The organism is Solirubrobacter ginsenosidimutans (assembly GCF_027587205.1).
The window spans coordinates 176,222-195,258 of the sequence record NZ_JAPDOD010000002.1 but is presented as its reverse complement, the minus strand read 5'-3'; the positions used below and the strand labels follow the sequence as shown (position 1 = coordinate 195,258).

The 19,037-nt window shown below is 70.7% G+C and carries 17 protein-coding genes; 9 read left to right on the top strand and 8 right to left on the bottom strand.

What is annotated here, in order from left to right:
* Positions 1–7 precede the first annotated feature (7 nt).
* The gene (locus tag OM076_RS03355; RefSeq protein ID WP_270037972.1) at positions 8–469 is read left to right on the top strand and encodes a hypothetical protein; all 462 of its coding nucleotides are present in this window, start codon (positions 8–10) and stop codon (positions 467–469) included.
* On the opposite strand, the gene OM076_RS03350 is transcribed toward OM076_RS03355, so the two are convergent.
* The 4 genes from OM076_RS03350 to bcp are packed head-to-tail and all read right to left on the bottom strand — an operon-like array spanning position 451 to position 2,079.
* Positions 451–849: a VOC family protein gene (locus OM076_RS03350; RefSeq protein ID WP_270037971.1), complete on the bottom strand. Its 399-nt coding sequence runs from the start codon at positions 847–849 to the stop codon at positions 451–453. The two genes, OM076_RS03355 and OM076_RS03350, sit on opposite strands and share 19 nt — an antisense overlap.
* Complete coding sequence (locus tag OM076_RS03345) at positions 846–1,250, bottom strand: SRPBCC family protein (RefSeq protein WP_270037970.1); 405 nt, start codon at positions 1,248–1,250, stop codon at positions 846–848. Before OM076_RS03345 ends, OM076_RS03350 begins: the two co-directional genes overlap by 4 nt.
* Positions 1,240–1,560: an ArsR/SmtB family transcription factor gene (locus tag OM076_RS03340; protein WP_270037969.1), complete on the bottom strand. Its 321-nt coding sequence runs from the start codon at positions 1,558–1,560 to the stop codon at positions 1,240–1,242. Before OM076_RS03340 ends, OM076_RS03345 begins: the two co-directional genes overlap by 11 nt.
* A 48-nt stretch (positions 1,561–1,608) precedes the next feature.
* The gene (gene bcp, locus OM076_RS03335) at positions 1,609–2,079 is read right to left on the bottom strand and encodes a thioredoxin-dependent thiol peroxidase (protein WP_270037968.1); all 471 of its coding nucleotides are present in this window, start codon (positions 2,077–2,079) and stop codon (positions 1,609–1,611) included.
* 141 nt (positions 2,080–2,220) lie between these two features.
* On the opposite strand from bcp, the gene OM076_RS03330 reads away from it, so the two are divergent.
* The 5 genes from OM076_RS03330 (at position 2,221) to OM076_RS03310 (ending at position 7,688) form a co-directional block, all read left to right on the top strand.
* Positions 2,221–2,772 carry a type IV toxin-antitoxin system AbiEi family antitoxin domain-containing protein gene (locus tag OM076_RS03330; RefSeq protein ID WP_270037967.1) on the top strand — a complete coding sequence of 184 codons (552 nt, stop codon included), beginning with the start codon at positions 2,221–2,223 and terminating at the stop codon, positions 2,770–2,772.
* Between the two features lie 163 nt (positions 2,773–2,935).
* Positions 2,936–3,283, top strand: coding sequence for a nucleotidyl transferase AbiEii/AbiGii toxin family protein (locus OM076_RS03325; protein ID WP_270037966.1), 348 nt, complete (start codon positions 2,936–2,938; stop codon positions 3,281–3,283).
* Between the two features lie 331 nt (positions 3,284–3,614).
* Positions 3,615–4,094, top strand: a complete 480-nt coding sequence (locus tag OM076_RS03320) for a hypothetical protein (RefSeq protein ID WP_270037965.1) — start codon at positions 3,615–3,617, stop codon at positions 4,092–4,094.
* Entirely contained in the window at positions 4,087–4,917 is an 831-nt protein-coding gene (locus OM076_RS03315) for a hypothetical protein (protein ID WP_270037964.1), read from the top strand. Before OM076_RS03320 ends, OM076_RS03315 begins: the two co-directional genes overlap by 8 nt.
* Positions 4,914–7,688 (top strand): CHAT domain-containing protein, encoded by a 2,775-nt coding sequence (locus OM076_RS03310; RefSeq protein ID WP_270037963.1) that lies wholly within the window; start codon positions 4,914–4,916, stop codon positions 7,686–7,688. Before OM076_RS03315 ends, OM076_RS03310 begins: the two co-directional genes overlap by 4 nt.
* Positions 7,689–7,957: 269 nt before the next feature.
* On the opposite strand, the gene OM076_RS03300 is transcribed toward OM076_RS03310, so the two are convergent.
* From OM076_RS03300 to OM076_RS03290, 3 genes are read right to left on the bottom strand one after another with little or no spacing between them, the layout of a single operon-like run.
* A complete protein-coding gene (locus OM076_RS03300) occupies positions 7,958–8,311 on the bottom strand; it encodes a hypothetical protein (protein ID WP_270037961.1) in 354 nt (117 codons plus the stop codon).
* Positions 8,238–8,945, bottom strand: a complete 708-nt coding sequence (locus OM076_RS03295) for a hypothetical protein (RefSeq protein WP_270037959.1) — start codon at positions 8,943–8,945, stop codon at positions 8,238–8,240. Before OM076_RS03295 ends, OM076_RS03300 begins: the two co-directional genes overlap by 74 nt.
* A gap of 59 nt (positions 8,946–9,004) precedes the next feature.
* Positions 9,005–10,852, bottom strand: a complete 1,848-nt coding sequence (locus tag OM076_RS03290) for a S53 family peptidase (protein WP_270037958.1) — start codon at positions 10,850–10,852, stop codon at positions 9,005–9,007.
* 188 nt (positions 10,853–11,040) lie between these two features.
* On the opposite strand from OM076_RS03290, the gene OM076_RS03285 reads away from it, so the two are divergent.
* Positions 11,041–12,390 (top strand): chloride channel protein, encoded by a 1,350-nt coding sequence (locus OM076_RS03285; RefSeq protein WP_270037957.1) that lies wholly within the window; start codon positions 11,041–11,043, stop codon positions 12,388–12,390.
* A gap of 32 nt (positions 12,391–12,422) precedes the next feature.
* On the opposite strand, the gene OM076_RS03280 is transcribed toward OM076_RS03285, so the two are convergent.
* On the bottom strand, positions 12,423–14,093 hold the full coding sequence (locus tag OM076_RS03280) for a SulP family inorganic anion transporter (RefSeq protein WP_270037956.1): 1,671 nt from the start codon (positions 14,091–14,093) through the stop codon (positions 12,423–12,425).
* Between the two features lie 147 nt (positions 14,094–14,240).
* Between OM076_RS03280 and OM076_RS03275 the strand changes: the two genes are divergently transcribed.
* Positions 14,241–15,557 carry a hypothetical protein gene (locus tag OM076_RS03275; protein WP_270037955.1) on the top strand — a complete coding sequence of 439 codons (1,317 nt, stop codon included), beginning with the start codon at positions 14,241–14,243 and terminating at the stop codon, positions 15,555–15,557.
* A gap of 129 nt (positions 15,558–15,686) precedes the next feature.
* Entirely contained in the window at positions 15,687–18,995 is a 3,309-nt protein-coding gene (locus OM076_RS03270; RefSeq protein WP_270037954.1) for a S8 family serine peptidase, read from the top strand.
* The last annotated feature ends 42 nt before the right edge of the window (positions 18,996–19,037 follow it).

Below are 19,037 nucleotides of genomic sequence, written 5' to 3'. Positions count from 1 at the left end.
CGCGCCCATGTTCCGCACCGACACCGCCGTCAAGGGGTTCGTCGTGACCCTCGTGACGGGCATCCTCGCCGTGACCTTCCTGCCGCTGGGGATCGCGTTCGCGGTCATCGGCTTCGTGTCCGAGCCCGCGGCGTTCAAGCCTTTGGGGTTGATCTTCGTGGGTGTCGGCGTGATCTTCGCCGTGGTCGCGATCGTCTCCCGGCGAGCCGGGAAGCGGCGTGATGCCGAAGAGGCGGCGGCGCGCACGTCGCGCACCACCGCTCAGGTGCTCGAGGCTTCGCTCAACCCCTACTCGCGCGTGGGCGCGCTGAGCCCGATGCAGCTCGCGGTCGACCTCGCCGGCGGGCGCCGCGCGCGCACCGTCTACGTCCCGCCGACCATCGGCTGGCAGGCGGGGATGACGATCGAGGTCGCCTACGCGCCGATGGACCCGGACAACTTCGTGCCGGTTCAGCCCTTGGGCGCGTAGCGCTGGTGCAGCATCAGGGCGTTGCCGTCGGGGTCCTTGAAGTTGGCCATGTGGCAGACGCCGGAGTCGATGTCGTCGCCCAGGAACGTCACGCCACGTGACTCGAGCTCGGCGCGCGCCTGCGCCACGTCGTCGACCTGGAACGCGAGCGGCGCCGGGTTGACCTGGAACGGGATGCCCAGCCCGGGGCAGTTGATCAGCGCGATCGTGACGGTGCCGGTCTCGAACTCCGCTCCCACGGCCGGCTGGTCGGCCTGCTGCCACACGCTGCTCGCCTCGATGCCGAGCACGTTCTCGTAGAACGCGCGCGCCGTCTCGAGGTCGTTGGACGGGATGCCGACGTAGTCGACGCCGGTGACGATCTTCGTGGTCGTGCTCATGGTGCGAGGGCCTCCTCGAGGCGGTCGAACGCGCTCTCCACGCCCTTGCTCATGCGCTGGAAGAGCTCGTCCTGGGCTTCTGTCGTCGTGTGGAAGTGCATCTCGGTGCGGCCGTCGTCGAGCTTCGTGAACGTCACGACGGTTTCGCCGAAGGTCAGCCGGTGCGGTGGTTGGACCTCGTCGTACGTGCCTTCGTTGGTCATCTCGCTGCCGTCCTCGTCGCTGACCGTGGTCACGCGGAACGTGCCGCCGGGGCGGACGTCGAGCTCGATCGACTCCGGCTTGGCGTTCCAGCCCCGCTTGCCCCACCAGCGGGCGAGCTGCTCGGGCTGCGTCCACGCGTCCCACAGCTGCTGGGGCGTGGCGTTGTAGACGCGGGTGATGCTCAGGTCACGCGCCATCCAGGTGCTCCCCGAGCCGGTCGAAGCTCTCGTCCCAGAACTGCCGGTAGTCGTCGATGAACGCCGCCGCCTCTCTGAACGCCTCGCCCTGGATGCGGGACGGCCTGAGCTGCCGATCCTTCCCACGCGCGATCAGGCCGGCCCGTTCCAGGACCTTCAGGTGCTTGGACACCGCCTGCAGCGAAATCGCGAACGGCGCCGCGATCTCGTTGACCGTCGCCTCGCCGCTGGTCCGCAGCCGCGCGAGGATCTGCCGCCGCGTGGGGTCGGCCAGGGCCGTGAACGTGAGGGTGAGCTGGTCGCTATTCATCCTTCCGGTTGATCAACCGTAGCGTTGAATAGCGGTCCATGTCAAGCCTCAGGCCGCGGCGAGCTCCCCAAGCGCCTTGAGCACCTCGTCGTCATGCGTCTTCGGCGACGCCTTCGGGATCACGTGCACGATCGTCCCCTCGCCGTCGATGATGAACGTGGCGCGCAGCGCACCCCAATACGTCTTCCCGTACATCTTCTTCTCCGCCCACACGCCGTACGCGTCGCACACCGCGTGGTCCTCATCGGCGAGCAGCGTGAAGTTCAGCCCCTGCTTGTCGTGGAACTTCTTGACGAGCTTGACCGGGTCGGGCGAGACCCCCAGCACCTGCACGCCGGCGGCGGTGTAGTCGGGCAGGTGATCCCGGATCCCGCACGCCTGCGTGGTGCAGCCGGGAGTGTCGGCCTTGGGATAGAAGTACAGGACGACCGTCTGGCCCTTGAGGTCGGACAGCTTGACGTGGTCGCCGTCCTGGTCGGGGAGGTCGAAGTCCGGTGCAGCAGTGCTTTGCTCGAGCATCTTTCGCAGGCTACCCCTCGGCGAATTTCGATCCGAGCACCACGGGTCCGTACGAACAGCGGCAATTTGCAGTTGTTCGTGCAAGCCTCACCCACGGCTGCACGTACAGATAACCGCAAAATGCCGTAGTCTGTACATCCCATGCCTGGGAAGGTTTTCACCGAAGTCCTTGAGATCGCACGCGACCAGCACGGATTCGTGCGCACGACCGACTTGCGTGAGGTGGGCATTGATCCCAAACGCCTAAATGACTACTGGCGGCGCGGCTTGGCGGAACGACTCGGCTACGGGGTCTATCGCCTGCACCTTGTCCCACACGACGAGTGGGACGAGTTCATGCACGCGGCAGTCTGGCCGGACGGCCGGGGCGTGCTCTCGCACGAGACAGCCCTCGACTTGCACGATTTGTGCGACGTCAACCCAAATCACATCGACGTCACGGTCCCTAAGGCGTATCGCACCCACCGAGACACTCCACTCGCGTATCGGGTGCACCGGCGTGATCTCGACGCCGACGAGATCACGGCGGTCAACGGGGTGCCGATCGTCACCCCAGGGCGCGCCATCATCGATGGGATCGAAGCGGGACTTCGGCCGACGCTGATCGAGCAGGCGATCGACACAGCGCAGCGACAAGCGGCGATCACGACCGCCGCGGCGGAACGATTGCGCGAACTGCACGAACAGCGATGAACGACCGCACCTACGACACTCCCCCAAGAACGCTCAGGGACGCCCCTTCTCGACGGTCCTATTCGAGGCGGCCCCTTCCGAGGGGCGGGCCGGCCAGGCACTGCACTTCATCGACAACACCTTCGTCGACCCGGGCGACCTCGGGCTGACGTCGATCGGCGCGGTGCCGCTGGTCACGCTCGGCTACTTGATCGCCCAGAAGCTGCATGCATGCACGGACCATTCGATCCCCGAGTGGGCGAACGACCGTGCGCGCGACCTCGTTGACGTTCTCCTCGTCCGCCGCCGTCTTGCGGACACCGAGCTAGCGGAAGTGCGACAGGCCTGCGTAGAGATCTTCCGCCTGCGCGAGAAACACGCATGGCCGCCGACGATCACCGTGTTGCCAGCGTGGCCGCAGCTCTACCGGGCCGAGGTCGCCAAGATCCCAGGCTTCACACCAACGGACGTTGACCACGCGGCCGACGACGTCGCCGCGCTGATTGCTCAGATCGACACGGCGACCGACTGAGGGCTGCGTTCCCTTCTCTTTCTCCTCTTGTCGTCCGCCGGTGCTGTTTGCCGTTTGCCTTTGCCGCCTGACGCGTCGGCTGATGACCAATGTCAGACTGAAGACGCGCGCGGGGTCTTTGGGTGTGCGAGTCCGAACCGATGGACTTACACCCACCGGTTCGCAGACAAGCGCGGAGGACCGGCACGGACCAGGCGGCGTGACCAGCGATGACCCTGGTTGGTCGAAAGCGTAGATTGCTGACGAGTTCCAGGTTGCGTACGGTCGCCCTCCAGTACCCGCCGCACCGCCCGGATTGACACCCTCTCGGGCCGCGAATAGCGTCGGCGCTGTGAATCCGCCCGTGGGCCTCGAGATGATCACGCGGGCCAAGGAGATGCTGGTCGCCCTCGGCGTCTCCTTCGGGGAGACGCCGGACGGGCTGACGCTCGTGCTTCCGACCCCGACCGGCGGGGTCCTGCTGCTGAGTGCAGGCGAGGTCGACGACGCGGCGGGCGAGATGTGGCCAGTCAGCATGATCGACGTGCCGCTGATGACGAACGTCGACCCGGCGAGCCTCCCGCCGGGTCTGATCGCGCGGCTGAACGACCAGATCGTGATTGGGAAGGTCTGCATCGACCAGCGCGACAACACGCTCACGCTCCGCCACGAGGTCGTCGGCTGGCCCGGGCCGGCGGAATGGCGCGTGTCGATCCAGGCGCTGATCGGGCACGCTGAGCGAATGCCACCGATGCTCAGCAACGCCGTCGCCGGCACGCCGCCGCCCTCCTACGAGGACCTCCTGCGGGCCGGGGCGCGGCGCGTTGCCTGAGGCCGAGCTCGACGAACCGGTCGCGGGCTACGCCGAGATCGTGGCCGAGCGGACCGCCGCCGGCGAGGACCTGGACGCGATCGCCGCCGAGCTCGCGGCGCACGCCGCGGCCTACGACCTGCCGAGTGCGGGCGGGCGCGGCGTGCCGGCCCCGTTCCGGGCGCTCGCCGCCGCCCTGCAGCGCCGCAAGCTCGTCGAGGACCTCGGGCGCCACGTGGTCTCGATCACGTGGCTGACACTTCACGCCCCGCCGGGCGGCACGGTCGCCGCCGAGCTCGAGCAGGCGCGCAGCTCGGAGCTCGGCTTCACGCTCTCGGTGGGGACGGGCGTCGGCGCCGGCCGCAAGCTCGCCTGGACGAGCACGGATACGATCGAGCCGGCCGCCAACTGCGTGCAGCTGACGCAGGACCTGGAGGTCCACGCCCAGCGCTTCGCGGTCAACCGCGGCGGGGTGGAGCGCGAGGAGATTCAGCTCGACGTCGTCCGCGGCGCGGGCAACGGCGTGGCCAACACCCGCCGGTGCGCGCTCTGCGGCGTCGCCGCGAAGGAGGTGGACGACTTCGACTTCGAGTGGGGCGACCCGTTCGACCTGCGCGAGTTCACGGGTCCGCTCTCGCGCGAGGTCGCTGCTCGGCTCGAGAGCAACCGCTCCTTCGAGCTCGCCGTGACGGTCCCCGTCGTCAACGCCAAGCTCGGCCTCACCGTCAAGCGCGAGGCCTCGCGCCAACTGACGGCCCGCTGCGTCTTCACGGGCGGGCGCGTGTACCGCGCCTACTGGCCGCGCGAGGGCGACGCCGGCTTCCCCGCCTGGGCGCTGGGATGAACCTCCCGCAGGGCTACTTCAACGCCCTCCCGCTCGTCTTCGGCGAGCCGATCGCCTCCCGGCCGGCATTCGGCCCGCCCGAGGTCGTGGCGCTCGGGGGCGACCCGCTGACCCAGGCCTGGCGCTTGTGGGCGGTCGGACAGACGAACATCCACCTGCAGCGGGTCGGGCGGGGGATCGAGTGGTTCGCGGCGGCCTCGCGGCTCGGCGCGACCAGCCCGCTGCTCACGGCCGAGATCAGCACCGGCTTCGGCTGGGAGGCGCTGCGCGTCGACGAGCCTGGCGGGGCGCTCGGCGAGGTGCTTGCCGCCGACGCCGCCTGGGAGGCGCTGATCGAGCAGTGCTTCGACGAGCGCTGGCCGCAGGTCTGGGCGCTCGTCGCCGAGCAGATCACCGCGCTCGACCGCGGCCAGCCGCTGCCCGGCGACAGCTCCCCCGGCCAGCTGATCCAGATCTGGCGCTCGACACGCGCCGCGGCGGCGCGCACGCAGGTCTGGAACGGCCTCGCCGACGTCTACAACCGCATAGGCAACGAGAAGGCGGCGGTCGCGCTCGTGCACGACGGGATCACGTGGCTGCGCGAGCGCTTCCCGATCGGCGTGCCGACGCAGGCGCACGATCTCGTGTGGCAGCTGGAAATGACGCTCGGGGCGATCCAGCAGCACACGGCCGAAGGGCTGGAGGCGTTCCGCCGCGCGAAGGCGATGTACGTCGACGCGCCCTGGGCGAGCGCCGCCGACCACCGCGTCGCGGTGTCCGGGCTGGGCGAGGCGAACGCGCTCGCCGCGCTCCGCCGCCAGGCCGAGGCGCTCCCGGTGTACGAGCAGTCCGCCGAGATTCTCGAGCGCTGGCAGCAGCCCGCGGAGGCCCTGCAGTGCCGCCAGGGCGCACTGCTCGCCCGCGCCGAGCTGGGCCGCGCGCCCAACCTCGAAGCGGAGCTGCGAGCGCTGCTCGGGGCGGTCGAGAGCGAGCTCGGCCGGCCCGGGTCGTCCACGGGCTTTGCGGCCAAGTCGGTGTTCACCGTCTCCTACACGCGCCTGCTCCTCACGCTGGCCGAGCAGCCGATCACCCCTGCACGCGCGGAGGCCTACGCGGACGTCGTCGAGGCGCTGCGCCGCCCCGAGGTCCTCAGCGACGTCGGCCGGGACGCTCCGGGCGGCTGGATCTCCGATGTCCGCGGCCGCGTCGCGCTCGCGGCCGCGCGGCTGCAGGCGCGGCCCGACTGGTGCCTGCTCGTGGTCGAGAGCGGGGGCTACCCGCTCACCTTCATGACGATCCGCGGCGGCGCCGGGAGCGTCGCGGAGCGCATCGCGCTGAGCACGGCCTCGTCGCAGCTGATGGACGCGCTCACGCCCTTCATGCTGCAGGTAAGCGGCGCGCTGGACGTCGCGATCGAGTCGGCCACGCTCACGCAGGGGCTCGAGGAGCCGGACCTCGTCAAGGCCGCCGAGGCGATCTGGGCCCAGCTCCCGGACGCCGTCCGCGACACGCTCTCCGCTGCGCGGACCATCCTCTACGCGCCGGACCCGTTCGGCTCCCTCGACGAGCTGCCGCTCGAGGCCGTCCGCGCGCCGGACGGCTGGCTCGGCGAGACGCGCGTGATCGCCCGCCAGCGGTCCATCGACGACGCGATCCGCGCGCTCGCTCCCACCGCCCCCGGCGCCGCCCGCAACGCGCTTATCCTGCGCGCCCCCGAGTCTCCCGACTTCGCCGCGCTCGGCCACGCCGACGAGGAGAGCCAGCTGGTCGAGCGCGCCGGCCCGCTGCTCGGCCTGGACACGGCCGACCCGCTCACGCCGGGCAGTGAGGCCGAGCTGATCGATGCGCTGAGCCGCCCCGCGGCGCTGATCCACTTCATCGGCCACGGCGTCGCGAATGCGCTCTCCGAGGGCATCCCCGTCGGCGACGGCGCGCTCGGCGTCCACCGCCTCCCGCCGCTCTCCGGGCGTCCGGTGTGCTTCATGAACGCCTGCGAGCTCGGCCGCTCGCGCCACATCCAAGGCGGCGGCGGGCGCGGACTCGTCCCCGCGCTGCGCGACGCGGGCGCGAGCGCCGTGCTCGCCTGGACGCAGGCGGCGCCCGACCGGCTCGGCCCGCTGTTCGCGCGCGAGTTCTACCGCGCGACCCGCGACGGGCTCGACGTCGGCGGGGCGCTCGTCGCCGCGCGCACGCGCCTGCACGAGCGCGGGGTGAGCCCGGCGGTCACCGCGTGCCTCGGGCTCTTCGGCGACCCGCGCGCGCATGTGAGCCCCGCGGAGGCCGCCGAGGACGGGTCATGGGCGGACGCGCTCACCCGCTACATCGCGACCCGCGACCCTGCCGACGAGCAGGTGGCGCTCACGCGCCTGGAGGCCACGCCGCATGGCGCCGCGGTGATCGCGTGGCTCGAGGGCGGCCCGGACAACGGCCTCTTCGAGCGGCTCGCCCGCGAGGACCCGCTCGGCGCGGCGGCGCTCGGGATGCTCCAGGTCCGCCAGCTCGTCGAGCAGACGCGCCTGCGCGACGACGACGACTGGCCATACCTGTCGATGGGCCTCGAGCTCTCCGAGCGTTCCAGCGCCACGCTCGCCCACGCGTCGTTCTGCCTGGACTTCGGCAAGCTCGGCCTCGGCAAGTTCCCGCGCGAGGCCTGCCTGACGCAGCTTCGCACGGCCGTGCGGGAGCTCGAGCCGTGGCGTGAGGCCTCGCCCGCGCTCGCGGCGCTGCATCGCGAGGCCGTCCGCAATCTGCGCTCGCTCGACGGCGGCGTGCTCGCCGTGCTCGCGGGTTAGATTTGCTTGCCGTTCAGCGGTCGGAGTACCGGCCGTCGCTGGAGCGACGACGGCTCGATTGACGGTGGCGCGGATGATCTGGCGCCGCGCTTCGAGCGACAAGCGCTCCCAGTCCCTGTTGGCAGCGCCGCATCCAGATTCGCCTGCGCGACAGACAGGACGACGGTCGCGCCGGCCAGCGAGCCCAGCGAAACGGTCTCGCCGTCCTGGTCGGGGAGGTCGAAGTCGGGGGCGGCAGTGCCTTGCTCGAGCATCTACGCCTCGGCATCTCAGGGGTCGCCGAGCATTGGCCGGAGCACTGCGAGGTCGTGGTCGAGGCGGTAGAGCGCCTGGTCGATCGTCAGTTCGTCGAGTTCGGATTCGGGTGGCGGGGAGGCCGGGCTCGGTGGCGCTCCGCCGTTCCTCAGCGTCGTTTCGAGGTCGAGGAGGGCGCGGGAGATCATGTAGGCGGCCTGTGTCGACGGCAGGTCGGGACCCCGGCACGCGAGCGCGCCGAAGGTTGCGCTGGAATCGGCGATGAGGCGGTACAGCTCAGGGGAGCCGGCCGGCTCACGGACGGTGAGATCGTCGATCTGCCGCGCCCGGTAGTACGCGTCGATCGCGCCCGCCTGCCAGCGCCGCATCGCCCTGCGCCGCCGCGACCGCCGGGCCAGTGCGACCAGGCCGGCGCCCGCGCCGGCGATGACTGCGAGGACGACGAGGATCCATCCCCACGGCGTCGATGAGGCCGGCGGTGGCGCGGTCGTTGCGCTCGGCGCGACGGTGGCGCTCGCGCTCGGCGTCGACGTGGAGGTCGGCGCGGGTGTCGTCGTCGCTGTGATCGTGGGCTGCGGCGTGCTGGTCGGCGCGGGCGTGGTGGCCGTTGCGGAGGGCGTGCTCGTGGCCGTTGCGGAGCGCGTGGCGGTGGCGGTGGCGGTGGCGGAGCGCGTGCTCGTGGCGGTCGCGGACGGCGAGCTCGTGGCCGTTGCGGAGGCCGAGCTTGTGGCCGTTGCGGACGGCGAGCTCGCGGCCGTTGCGGACGGCGTGCTCGTGGCGGTGGCGGAGGGCGTGCTCGACGGCGAGCTGGTCGGGGCCGTCGGGCTTGCCCCCGCCGCTGTCGCGGTTTCGGCCGGAGGTGCGGTCACGGACGGCTGCGCTCCTCCGGCCCCCGGCGTGCGCGACGTCTGCGGCGGGGTTCGCGACGCGGTCGCGCGGGGTGTTGCGTCGCCGGGGACGCCCGACTCGCCACCGCAGCCCGCGACCCCGAGCATGCCGCACGTGAGCAGCACTGCAACGGGACGTCGTGCATTGCCGATGATGGTCACGGCCTCGCGCCGTCAGCGTGCAAGGGCCGACGCGATGACATTGGCGATCGGAGAGCCCCAGCCGGTGGCCAGGTCGAAGCCGGTCCGGGTCGGGCAGCAGGAACCGCCGAACAGCGCGTTGGTGCCCTGGGTGATGTCGAGAACCGTCTGCGGATTGTGCTGCGCGAGCGACGTGAGCAGCGGCGGGACGAATCCAGGCCGCGGGAGCCCTTGGCTGCGGGCCTGCTGGTTCCAGAGGGCGATCATTCCGGCCACCAGCGGCGTCGCCGCGCTCGTGCCGCCCACGAAGGCGATGCTCTGGCCGGAGCCTGTGCAGTTCTTCACGCCACTCGAGCAGACGATCGGGTAGCCGGGGCTCGCGTCCGCGAAGGCGGACACGTCGGGAACCATGCGCTTGCTCGAGCTCGCGAAGGGCTGGGCGGGCTGCCACCAAGGCCGCGACTCGAACGCGCTCGAGCCACCACCGCCGCCCGCCGTCTTCTCAAACGGCGCCGGGTAGGCCGTGTCGTTCCACGCGCCCGACGAAGCGATCGTGTTGTCCGCGTTGAGCGTCAGGTTCGTGCCGCCGACCGCCAGCACCCACGGCGAGGAGGCCGGCCACGAGACCTGCGGCTTCTTATCCGACGACGTCAGCTGGCTGGCCGGCACCCCCCGCGCGCACGCCGAGGAACCGGTGTCGCCGGCCGCGACGACGGTCGTGATGCCAAGTGCCGCGGTGGCCGTCAGCTGGCGCTCGACCAGCGTCCGCGCCGCCGTGAACGGCTGCACGATCGACTCGCACTCGCCGTAGGACACCGAGATCACGGCGGGCAGCGACGTCCCGTTGGTCGTCGCCTGCAGCGGTTGGGCCAACATCAGCAAGAAGCCCTCGACGTCGCCGTCGTCGTCGCTCTCGTCGATCGGCTGCACCCACAGGTCAAAGCGCGCGAGCGCGGGCGCCACCATCGAGGCGACCATCGCGTCCAGCGAGCTCTCGAGGATCGGCTGGATCGAGCCGGCGTTGTGGATCTTCAGGGCCGTCCCTTGCGTACCGAAGCACGAGCGGAACGTGTTCACGTCCGCGGCCGGCGTCGGCGCCTCGCCGACGATCGCCAGACCGACGCCCTGCCCGTTGAGGCCGGCGGCCTGCAGCGGCGCGATCCCATAGGCGGTCAGGATCTGGTTCGGGTACAGGCCACTGCTGGATGCGAGCGCGGCGGGGAAGCTCGTCGGAACGCAGCCGAACGCCGGCGTCCCGGTCCGCGTCGGCGTCCCGCCGTCGGCGACCACGGCAGCGCGCCCCACGGACGAGCTACTCCCCGAACTGAGCTGCACACGCATCCCCGCGACGGTGTCGACATTGCCGCTGATGCCACTCGGGAGCTTCGGCGTGTCGACCGGCAGCGCCACCTTCGAGCCCGTGCTCGTCTTGTAGACGTTCCACTTGGTCCCGAACATCTTCTGGGCCTTGCTGACGCTGACCGTCGCGCTGACGCGCAGATGGGTGACGTCGACGGTCGCGGTGATCCCGTTGGACTTGAACGCGTTCACAACCGCGTTGCGCTTCGAGGACGACGCGCCGTACTTGCTCTGCAGCGTCGACAGCGACGGGTACTTGCCGTAGGAGGACGACGACGGGTCACTGGCGGCCTTGACCGCGTTCTGCAGATTGGACTGGCTCACAATCAGACCCAGCTGCAGCGGGAGCTTCAAGCTCGTCGAAGCCGCCCCGAGATTCTTGAGACCACTGTGGGAGATCGGGCCGTAGTCGACCGACGCGGCGAACGCCGCGGGCGCTCCAGCCAGCAGCGCAAGCGCCGTCGCGGCGGACGTCCAGATCCGGCTCCGGGAAACGACCTCACGACACCAGCCACCACGCATCGGTACCTCCTCGAGCCGGCCGGCCGCGTGTCGCGACCGTGCCTACGAGGCATCAGCATGTCGCGGCTCGCTTAGCGCCGTCATCACTCCGATCGGATGATCGCGCAACGGCGGTGCGTGCTCAGAGGCGCATTTCACCCGATCGGGGCGACGTTGCCGGCGCGCATCGTGGCTAGCGTCGCGCTCCGATGAGCACGCCGGAGCCCGATCTCGCGCAGACGTTGGCGAGCCGGCGGTTCGTGGTCCTGCTGGGACTCGCGGCAGTGGTCGGTGTCGTCGCGGCGCTGGCCGCGTGGGGGTTCCTGGAGCTCACGCATCAGGTGCAGGTCGGCGTCTACGAGAAGCTGCCCGATGCGCTCGGCTACGACGAGCCGCCGGTCTGGTGGCCGCTGCCGGTGGCCGGGCTGGCCGGGTTGATCGTGGCGTACGCGATCGTCCGCCTCCCTGGCGGGGGCGGCCACCTGCCGGCGAACGGGCTGAGCACGGGCGCGACGATGCCCGCGGACCTGCCCGGCGTCGTGCTCGCCGGACTGGCCACGATCGGCCTTGGCCTCGTGCTCGGTCCGGAGGGCCCGCTGATCGCCGTGGGCGGCGCGCTCGGTCTGCTCGGCGTCCGCCTACTGCGCCGCGACGCGCCGCCTGAGCTCGCCACGCTGGTCGGCGCGTGCGGGACGTTCTCCGCGCTGGCGCTCATCTTCGAGTCGCCGATCATCGCCGCGGTCATCCTGATCGAGGCGACCGGGCTCGGCGGTGCGAAGCTGCGGATGCTGCTGGTGCCTGGACTGCTCGCGGCCGGGATCGGATCGCTGGTCTCGATCGGCATGGGCGCGTTCACCGGGCTCAGCGACAGCGCGTACGCGCTCGGCACGCTCCCGCTGCCCCAGTTCGACCAGCCGGACGTGCTCGACTTCGTGTGGACGGTGCCGTTGGCCGTGGCGATCTCACTCGGCACGCTCGCGATCTTCGCCCTCGCCCGCCGGACCGTGCCCGTCGTCACGCCGCGACCGTTCCTCGCTCTCCCGGCCGCCGGGCTCGTCGTCGCGGGGCTGGCGATCGCGTTCGAGCAGGCGACCGACAAGCACGAGAGCGAGGTGCTGTTCTCGGGCCAGGAGCAGCTGCCCGGCCTGCTCTCCGGCGCGGCGACGTGGTCGCTCGGCGCGCTGGCGCTGCTGATCGCGTGCAAAGGGCTGGCGTGGGCGATCTCGCTCGCGAGCTTCCGCGGCGGCCCGACGTTCCCCGCGATGTTCCTGGGCGCGGCGGCAGGTGTGATGGCCTCGCACCTGCCAGGCTTCGAGCTCACACCCGCGGTCGCGGTCGGCATCGGCGCGGCGGTCGCGGCCGTGCTGCGACTGCCGCTCTCCGCGGTCGTGTTGGCGCTGCTCCTGACCGCGACGTCTGGCGCCGGGTCGGCTCCGCTCGTGATCGTCGGCGTCGTCGCGGCCTACCTGACAACGCTCGCCGTCTCGGCGCGCACGCCACGCGATCCCTCCGACGAGGTGACAGCACCGTCGGAGCAAGCGGGAACCGTGGCGTCATGAGCATCCATCGGTTCTCGGGGTGCGGGTGTGCCTCAGCGCGTGGTCAGCGCGCCGGACTCGAGGGCGCGGTCGACGGTCGGTGCGAAGTTGTCCTCGCCGAGGACGTCCGCGATCCCGTGGCGCTGAAGCGCGCCGCGCACGTTGCTCTTGGCGCGGGCGACGATCAGCCGGACCCCGAGCGCGTCGAGCGTGTCGTGCATTGAGCGCAGTGCCTCGCCGCCGGTGACGTCGACGTGGCCGATCGCCTCGAAGTCGAGGATGACCATGCTGGGCTGCGGCTGCGCGGCGTGAACGCGCGCGAGCACGTCGTCCTGGAAGAGATCGGCGTTGGCGAAGATCAGTTCCGCCTCGAAGCGATGGATCAGCACGCCGGGGATCGCCGTGGCGTCTGGGTCGTCCTCGAGGTCGACGAAGCGCGAGCCGTCGCGGCTGCGTCCGAGCACGGCGATGTGGGGGTGGTCGATCGTGTGGATCAGCATGATGAAGCTGAGGGCGACGCCGATCGCGACGCCGGGGAGGATGTTGATCAGAATCACCCCGAGCAGGGCGCCGAGCGCTGCCCAGAACTCGAGCGAGCGGGCGTGCCAGTACTGCGTGAGCTTGCTGGGGTCGATCATGCCCGAGACGGCCCAGATCACGATCGCGCCGAGGACCGCTTCCGGCAGGTCGGTGAACAGCCCGGCGAGAAAGAGGATGGTCAGCAGCGTCATCAACGCGGACACGAGGAACGCGACCGGGGGGGACTTCGCGCCGACGCGCTCGGCCGTCGCCGACGCCGACGGCCCGCCCGTGACGGTGAATCCCTGCAGCGCGCCGGCGCCGATGTTGGCGGCGCCGTAGCCCAGCATCTCGCGGTTCGCGTCGACTTTTTCGTGGTGCTTGGTGCCGTAGCTCTTGGCGATCGCGAGCGACTGGGCGAGCCCGACGATCACGATCGCCAGCGCACCCGGGAGCATGTCGACCAGGTCGCCTGCCGTGACGCTCGAGAGCGAGACGAAAGCAAAGCCCGTCGGCACGTCGCCGACGATCGCCACGCCGTGGTCGTGGAGGTCGAATACCTTGGTCGCGAGCACCGCGACGGCGACCACGATGATCACCCCGGGGAGCTTGGGTGTGAAGCGAGCCAGCGCGAACAGCGAGAGCAGGGCGATGACCCCGACGGCGACCGTCGAGGCCTCCCAGCTCCCGATGTCGGTGACGGTGCGCACGAACACCGCCAATGTGTCGCCCGAGGGCTTCGCGATGCCGACCACCTTCGGCAGCTGGCCGATCGCGATGTACAGGCCGAGTCCGACGATGAAGCCGTCGAGCACCGGCCGCGCGAAGAAGCGGCTCACAAAGCCCATGCGGGCGAGACCGCCGGCGATGTAGAGCACGCCCACCATCAGCGTCAGCGCGACGGTCAGCGCGATGTACTCCGCCGAGCCCGTGCTCGCCGAACCGACCACAGCCACCGTCGACGCGGACAGCGTCGCGACCCCTGCGCTGGGGCCGACGAACAGACGAATCGAACTCCCCAACAGCGCGTAGCCGACCGCCGCGAGCGGCATCACGTAGAGACCGTTCTGCACCGGAACCCCCGCGATCCCGGCGTACGCCAAGGCCTGCGGAACCATCAACGCCCAGATCGTCAACCCGGCCATCACGTCGACCGGCAGCCACGCACGATCGTACCCGCGGGCCCACTCAGGCAGCCATCTCACCGCCGAAGTTTCGACCGGCCGGGGACCATCGGCATCATGCGATCCGGATGACGCGCGCGCAATCCTCAGGGCCCCACGGGCCTATGTTCAGGGCTGACGCGGGTGCGCGGATGTGGGAGGCTGGCGCCCGTGATGGCTCGGGAGCGAATGACCCCGAGGCGCGAAGACGACACGCCCCGCGCGCCGCGGACCCAGGAGAACCCGGTGGCGCGCGTGCTCGCACTGCAGCGCGGCGCCGGCAACGCCGCCGTCGCGCAGTTGCTACGCAAAGACAAGACGCCGCAGGGCGACCCGCCGCGCGCGGGTGGCTGGAATGAGGCCGAACGCGACGTCGCCGGCACCAAGCGCGTTCCTGTCGACGGCATCACGGCCGGCAACCAAGACCCCGACGTGAAGAAGCAGAGCAGCGAGGGAGCCGCCGGCAAGGCGATCGTCGTCGTCCCCAACAGCGTTGACGTCAAGGCGCACCCGGACGTGCTGCTGTTCTTCCACGGGATGGGAAATCTCGGCTACCGCGAGCGCCTCACCGACGACTCCTCACGCGGCCCCGCGGGCAGCGTGCACGACGTCGAGGCCGACCGGATGGAGCAACAGCTCGCGCACAGCGGCCGCAACATCGTCGGCGTGCTCCCGCAGGGCACGAGCGCGGCGACGTTCGGCATCGCCGACCCGCAGGCGTACGTGACCGAGGTCCTCGCGAAGGCCGCAGCCAAGCTCTCCGTGCCCGCGATCACGTCCGGCCGGATCATCGTCTCGGGGCACAGCGGCGGCGGACGGCCCGCCGTCGCCGCCGCCACGAAGCTGACGGCCACGGCGCCGACGACCGATGACGAATGGTTCAACCAACCGCCGCTGTTCCTCTTCGACGGCATCAACGGCCCGAACGAGGCCAACGCGATCGGGGATCTGATGGACAAGTGGCTCGACGCCGACCTCGTGCGCCTGAAGGCCTCGAGCGACCCCGTCGCGTTGCTCAACCGGCGCGCGATCAGACTGCGCAGCACGCACACGAGCTCAGACCTCTACACCGCGACCAACCTGGGCGGCAACTACGACACCGAGGTGTCCGACGGCGTCGACGAGAACAAGAAGCCGAAGACCAAGACGGTCACCGTCAAGATCGCCCCGGAACGCTCCCTGAAGGGCCGCATCGACGGCTGGTTCACCAAACACAAGACCGAGCTCGGGCCGCTCGCGGCCCAGTTGCGCGCGCAGTACGACGTCCCGGACCAGGCCGTCTCCGGCGGCCACGAGGCCACGGTCGGCACGGGCTCGCTGGAGACTGACTCCAAGAAGCGCGACGCCGCCCCGGCCGGGCTGACGGGCGCCTCCAAGACCGCGGGCGTCCCCGGCTACAGCGGCGGCGGCCATCTCGAGGAGTCGCTGTCCAAGCTGCCTCCACCCCCTCCGCCGCCCAAGCACGCCGGGCTCGAAGCGCCCGAGCGCGACGAAGTCCCCGCCTGAGGCGGGCACTTTCCTCTGCGTGTCATATCCCTTCACAAGACTGGCGGCCGACGCGGCCTGGAAGAGGGCCGCTCGGATCCGGAGGGACTGCGTATGCGATCTCGCATTCGTCGAGCTGCGCTCGTCACGGTGGCCGCCGTTCTCGCGCTCGGAGGTGCCGCGACTGCGGCGACTTCGCGGCACGACCACGTCTTCCGAGGCAAGCGGACGGTGCTCAGCGCCGCCGACATCAAACGGCTCTCGGCGGGCACGCGACGCCCTTCGATCATCATCTTCAAGAACCAGCTGAAGAACCTCCCTGCCACGGCGTCGGCGGCCGCCGTCCGCGCCAAGGCGGCGAGCGTGCTCCAAGCGCCGGTGCGGGCGCAGCTGGCGCGCGTGCACGCCACGCACGTCAACGGCTTCCGCATCATCAACGCGATCGCGGCGTCGATCACGCCGGCGGAGGCGCAGCACCTGCGCGCCGACACGACGATCCAGGCGGTGGTTCCGGACACGTTCCGCCATTTCGCGACGCTCGACAGCGGCCCGGGCCCGGCGGCCGTCCCCGAGGTCGCGTCGACCGGCCAGCAGCCGATCTGCCCGTCGAACCCGAGCGAGCCGATCATCGAGCCTGAGGCCCGCACCGTGATGAATGTGCCGGCCGCGCAGCAGCTGGTCGACGGCAGCGGTATCCGCGTGGGCATCGTCGCCGACGGCCTTGACCCGAACAACCCCGACCTGATCCGGCCCAACGGCCAGCACGTGATCTTCGACTACCAGGACTTCAGCGGCTTCGGCACCAGCGCGCCGAGCGACGGCCGCGAGTCGTTCCTCGACGCGGGCACGATCGCCTCACAGGGCAACCAGACGTATGACATCTCGGGCTTCGTCAACCCCGCGCACCCGCTCCCGCCCGGCTGCAACATCAAGATCGCCGGCATCGCGCCCGGCGCGAGCCTGGCCGTGATCAACCTCTCCGGCCCGAACGCCGGCTTCTTCAACTCCACGATCGTGCAAGGGATCGAGTGGGCGGTCCTGCACGACCATGTCAACGTCCTCAACGAGTCGATCGGCGGCAACCCGCTGCCGAACACCGAGAACGATCCGGTCGCGCTGGCCGATCAGGCCGCCGTGGCCGCGGGCGTCACGGTCGTCGCGTCCAGCGGCGACGCCGGCCCGTTCAACAACGTCGGCTCACCGGCGACGACGCCCGGCGTGATCGCCGTCGGCGGCACGACGACCTATCGCGTCTACCGCCAGACGACCCGCTACGGCACCCAGCTCGTGCCGGGCGGATGGGAGAACAACAACATCACGGCGCTCAGCTCGGACGGCATCGACGAGTTCAACCCCGACACGGTCGACGTCGTCGCGCCGGGTGACCGCGGCTGGTCGCTGTGCAGCAGCGACACCAAGATGTTCTTCGGCTGCACCGACATCGACAAGGGCGCGAACCCGCCGCCGATCTGGGCGGCCGGCGGCACCAGCGCGTCCGCGCCGGAGACCTCCGGCACCGCGGCGCTGGTCCTTCAGGCCTACGCCAAGACACACGGCCGCCTCCCCGCCCCGGCACTGGTCGAGCAGATCATCACGAGCACGGCCACCGACCTCGGCGCCCCCGCCGACCGCCAGGGCGCCGGCCTCGTCAACACGCTCAAGGCGGTGCAGCTCGCCGAGTCGATCGACCGCGGCGCCAACCAGGGCCAGACGCTGCTGATCGACCAGAAGTCGCTCAACGCGACGCTCAACGCCGGGCAGTCGCACACCTTCACGGTGCACGCCACCAACGAGGGCAGCACGCCGCAGACGGTCTCGCCATCGGTCGTCGGCCGCCCGACGCCGCTGTCGGACGACACCGGCGCGGTGACGCTGTCCAACGCGTCGCCGACCTACATCGACGGCGAGGGCAACACCGACTTCTACGCGGTGCACACGTTCAACGTCGGCCCCGGAGCGGACTACCTCACCGGCGACATCACCTGGAACGCCGCTTCCAAGGGCACGGCGGTGTTCGAGACGCTGTTCGACCCGCAGGGCCAGGTCGCGGCGTACTCGCTGATCGGCTCAGACCAGAGCGGCTTCGGCCACGTCGAGGTGCGCAAGCCAAACGCCGGCAAGTGGACGGCGGTGATCTTCACCGTCAACAACGCCGCCGTCTACAGCGGCCAGGTCCAATTCAACTACGAGGCCCAGGCCTTCCACGGCGCGGGCTCGGTCGCACCCGCCGCGCAGACGCTCGCGCCCGGGCAGACCGGCTCGTTCAACGTGACCGTCGGCGCCGGCCAGGCCGGTGACGAGGGTCTGCGTCTGCATATGGGCACGGGCGGCTCCGACGACGGCAGCATCCCGATCATCATCCGCTCGCTCGTCCCGCTCGGGCGCGCCGGCGGCACGTTCGCCGGCACGCTGACCGGCGGCGGCTCGACCGGCAACGCCGGCCAGCAGTTCACCTACCAGTTCAACGTGCCCAACGGCGAGCCGTCGCTGAACGCGGCCCTCCAGCTCACCGACAACAACTACCAGCTGACCGGCTACCTGGTCGACCCCAGCGGCCAGCCGGTCTCCGAGCAGTCCAACGCGGTCTTCGACGCGAGCGACAACCTGCTCGGCTTCGGGCAGAGCATGCAGTTCTTCCACGGCTCGCCGCAAGGTGGTCTGTGGACGCTCACCCTGCTGGTGTCCGGCCCGGTCGCCGGGCAGCACCTGCGCGAGCCGTTCACCGGCGCGATCACGTTCGCGGCGCCGCCGGTGACGAGCAAGGGCATCCCCGGCTCGAGCTCGAGCGTGGTGAAGGCCAAGCATCCGGTGACGGCGACGATCAAGATCACCAACACCGGCAGCGTGCGCAAGGACTACTTCGCCGACGCCCGGCTGAACGGGAAGACGCAACAGGTCCTGCTCGGCAGCGACGCCAACGCCGTCGGGCTCCCGCTGTCGCTGAGCGCGCAGCCGAACTGGCTGGTGCCGACCAACACCGACGCGTTCAGCGTGCTCGCCAAGGGCACCATCCCGATCACGACGGAGATCTCGTTCTTCTCCGGCGACCCTGACGCGCTCGGCGGCTCGATCGGGAACGCATCGGGGGCGAAGTTGACGGCGCCGGAGCTCGCTCCGGGGTTCTACTTCGACCTGCCCGAGCCGACCGGGCCCTTCGGGCCCACCGGCGTCCCGGCCGGATCGTCCGTGGACCTCGTCGGGATCGCGGACAGCAACCCGTTCGACACGAACGTGACCGCGAGCAGCGGCGACGTGTGGCAGCAGAGCGTCGACGCGACCGCGCCGTACACGCCGCTGAGCCTCGCCCCCGGCCAGACCGGGACGATCACGCTCACGTTCAACGCGGCAGGGCACAAGGGCAAGGTGCTGCGTGGGTTCGTCGACGTCGACACGTTCAACCTCGCCTCGCTGGGCGGGGACAAGGTGACGACGATCCCGTACACCTACAAGCTCGGCTGAGCAATCGAGTGAGGCGCGTCTTCCGCTGAGCGGAAGACGCGC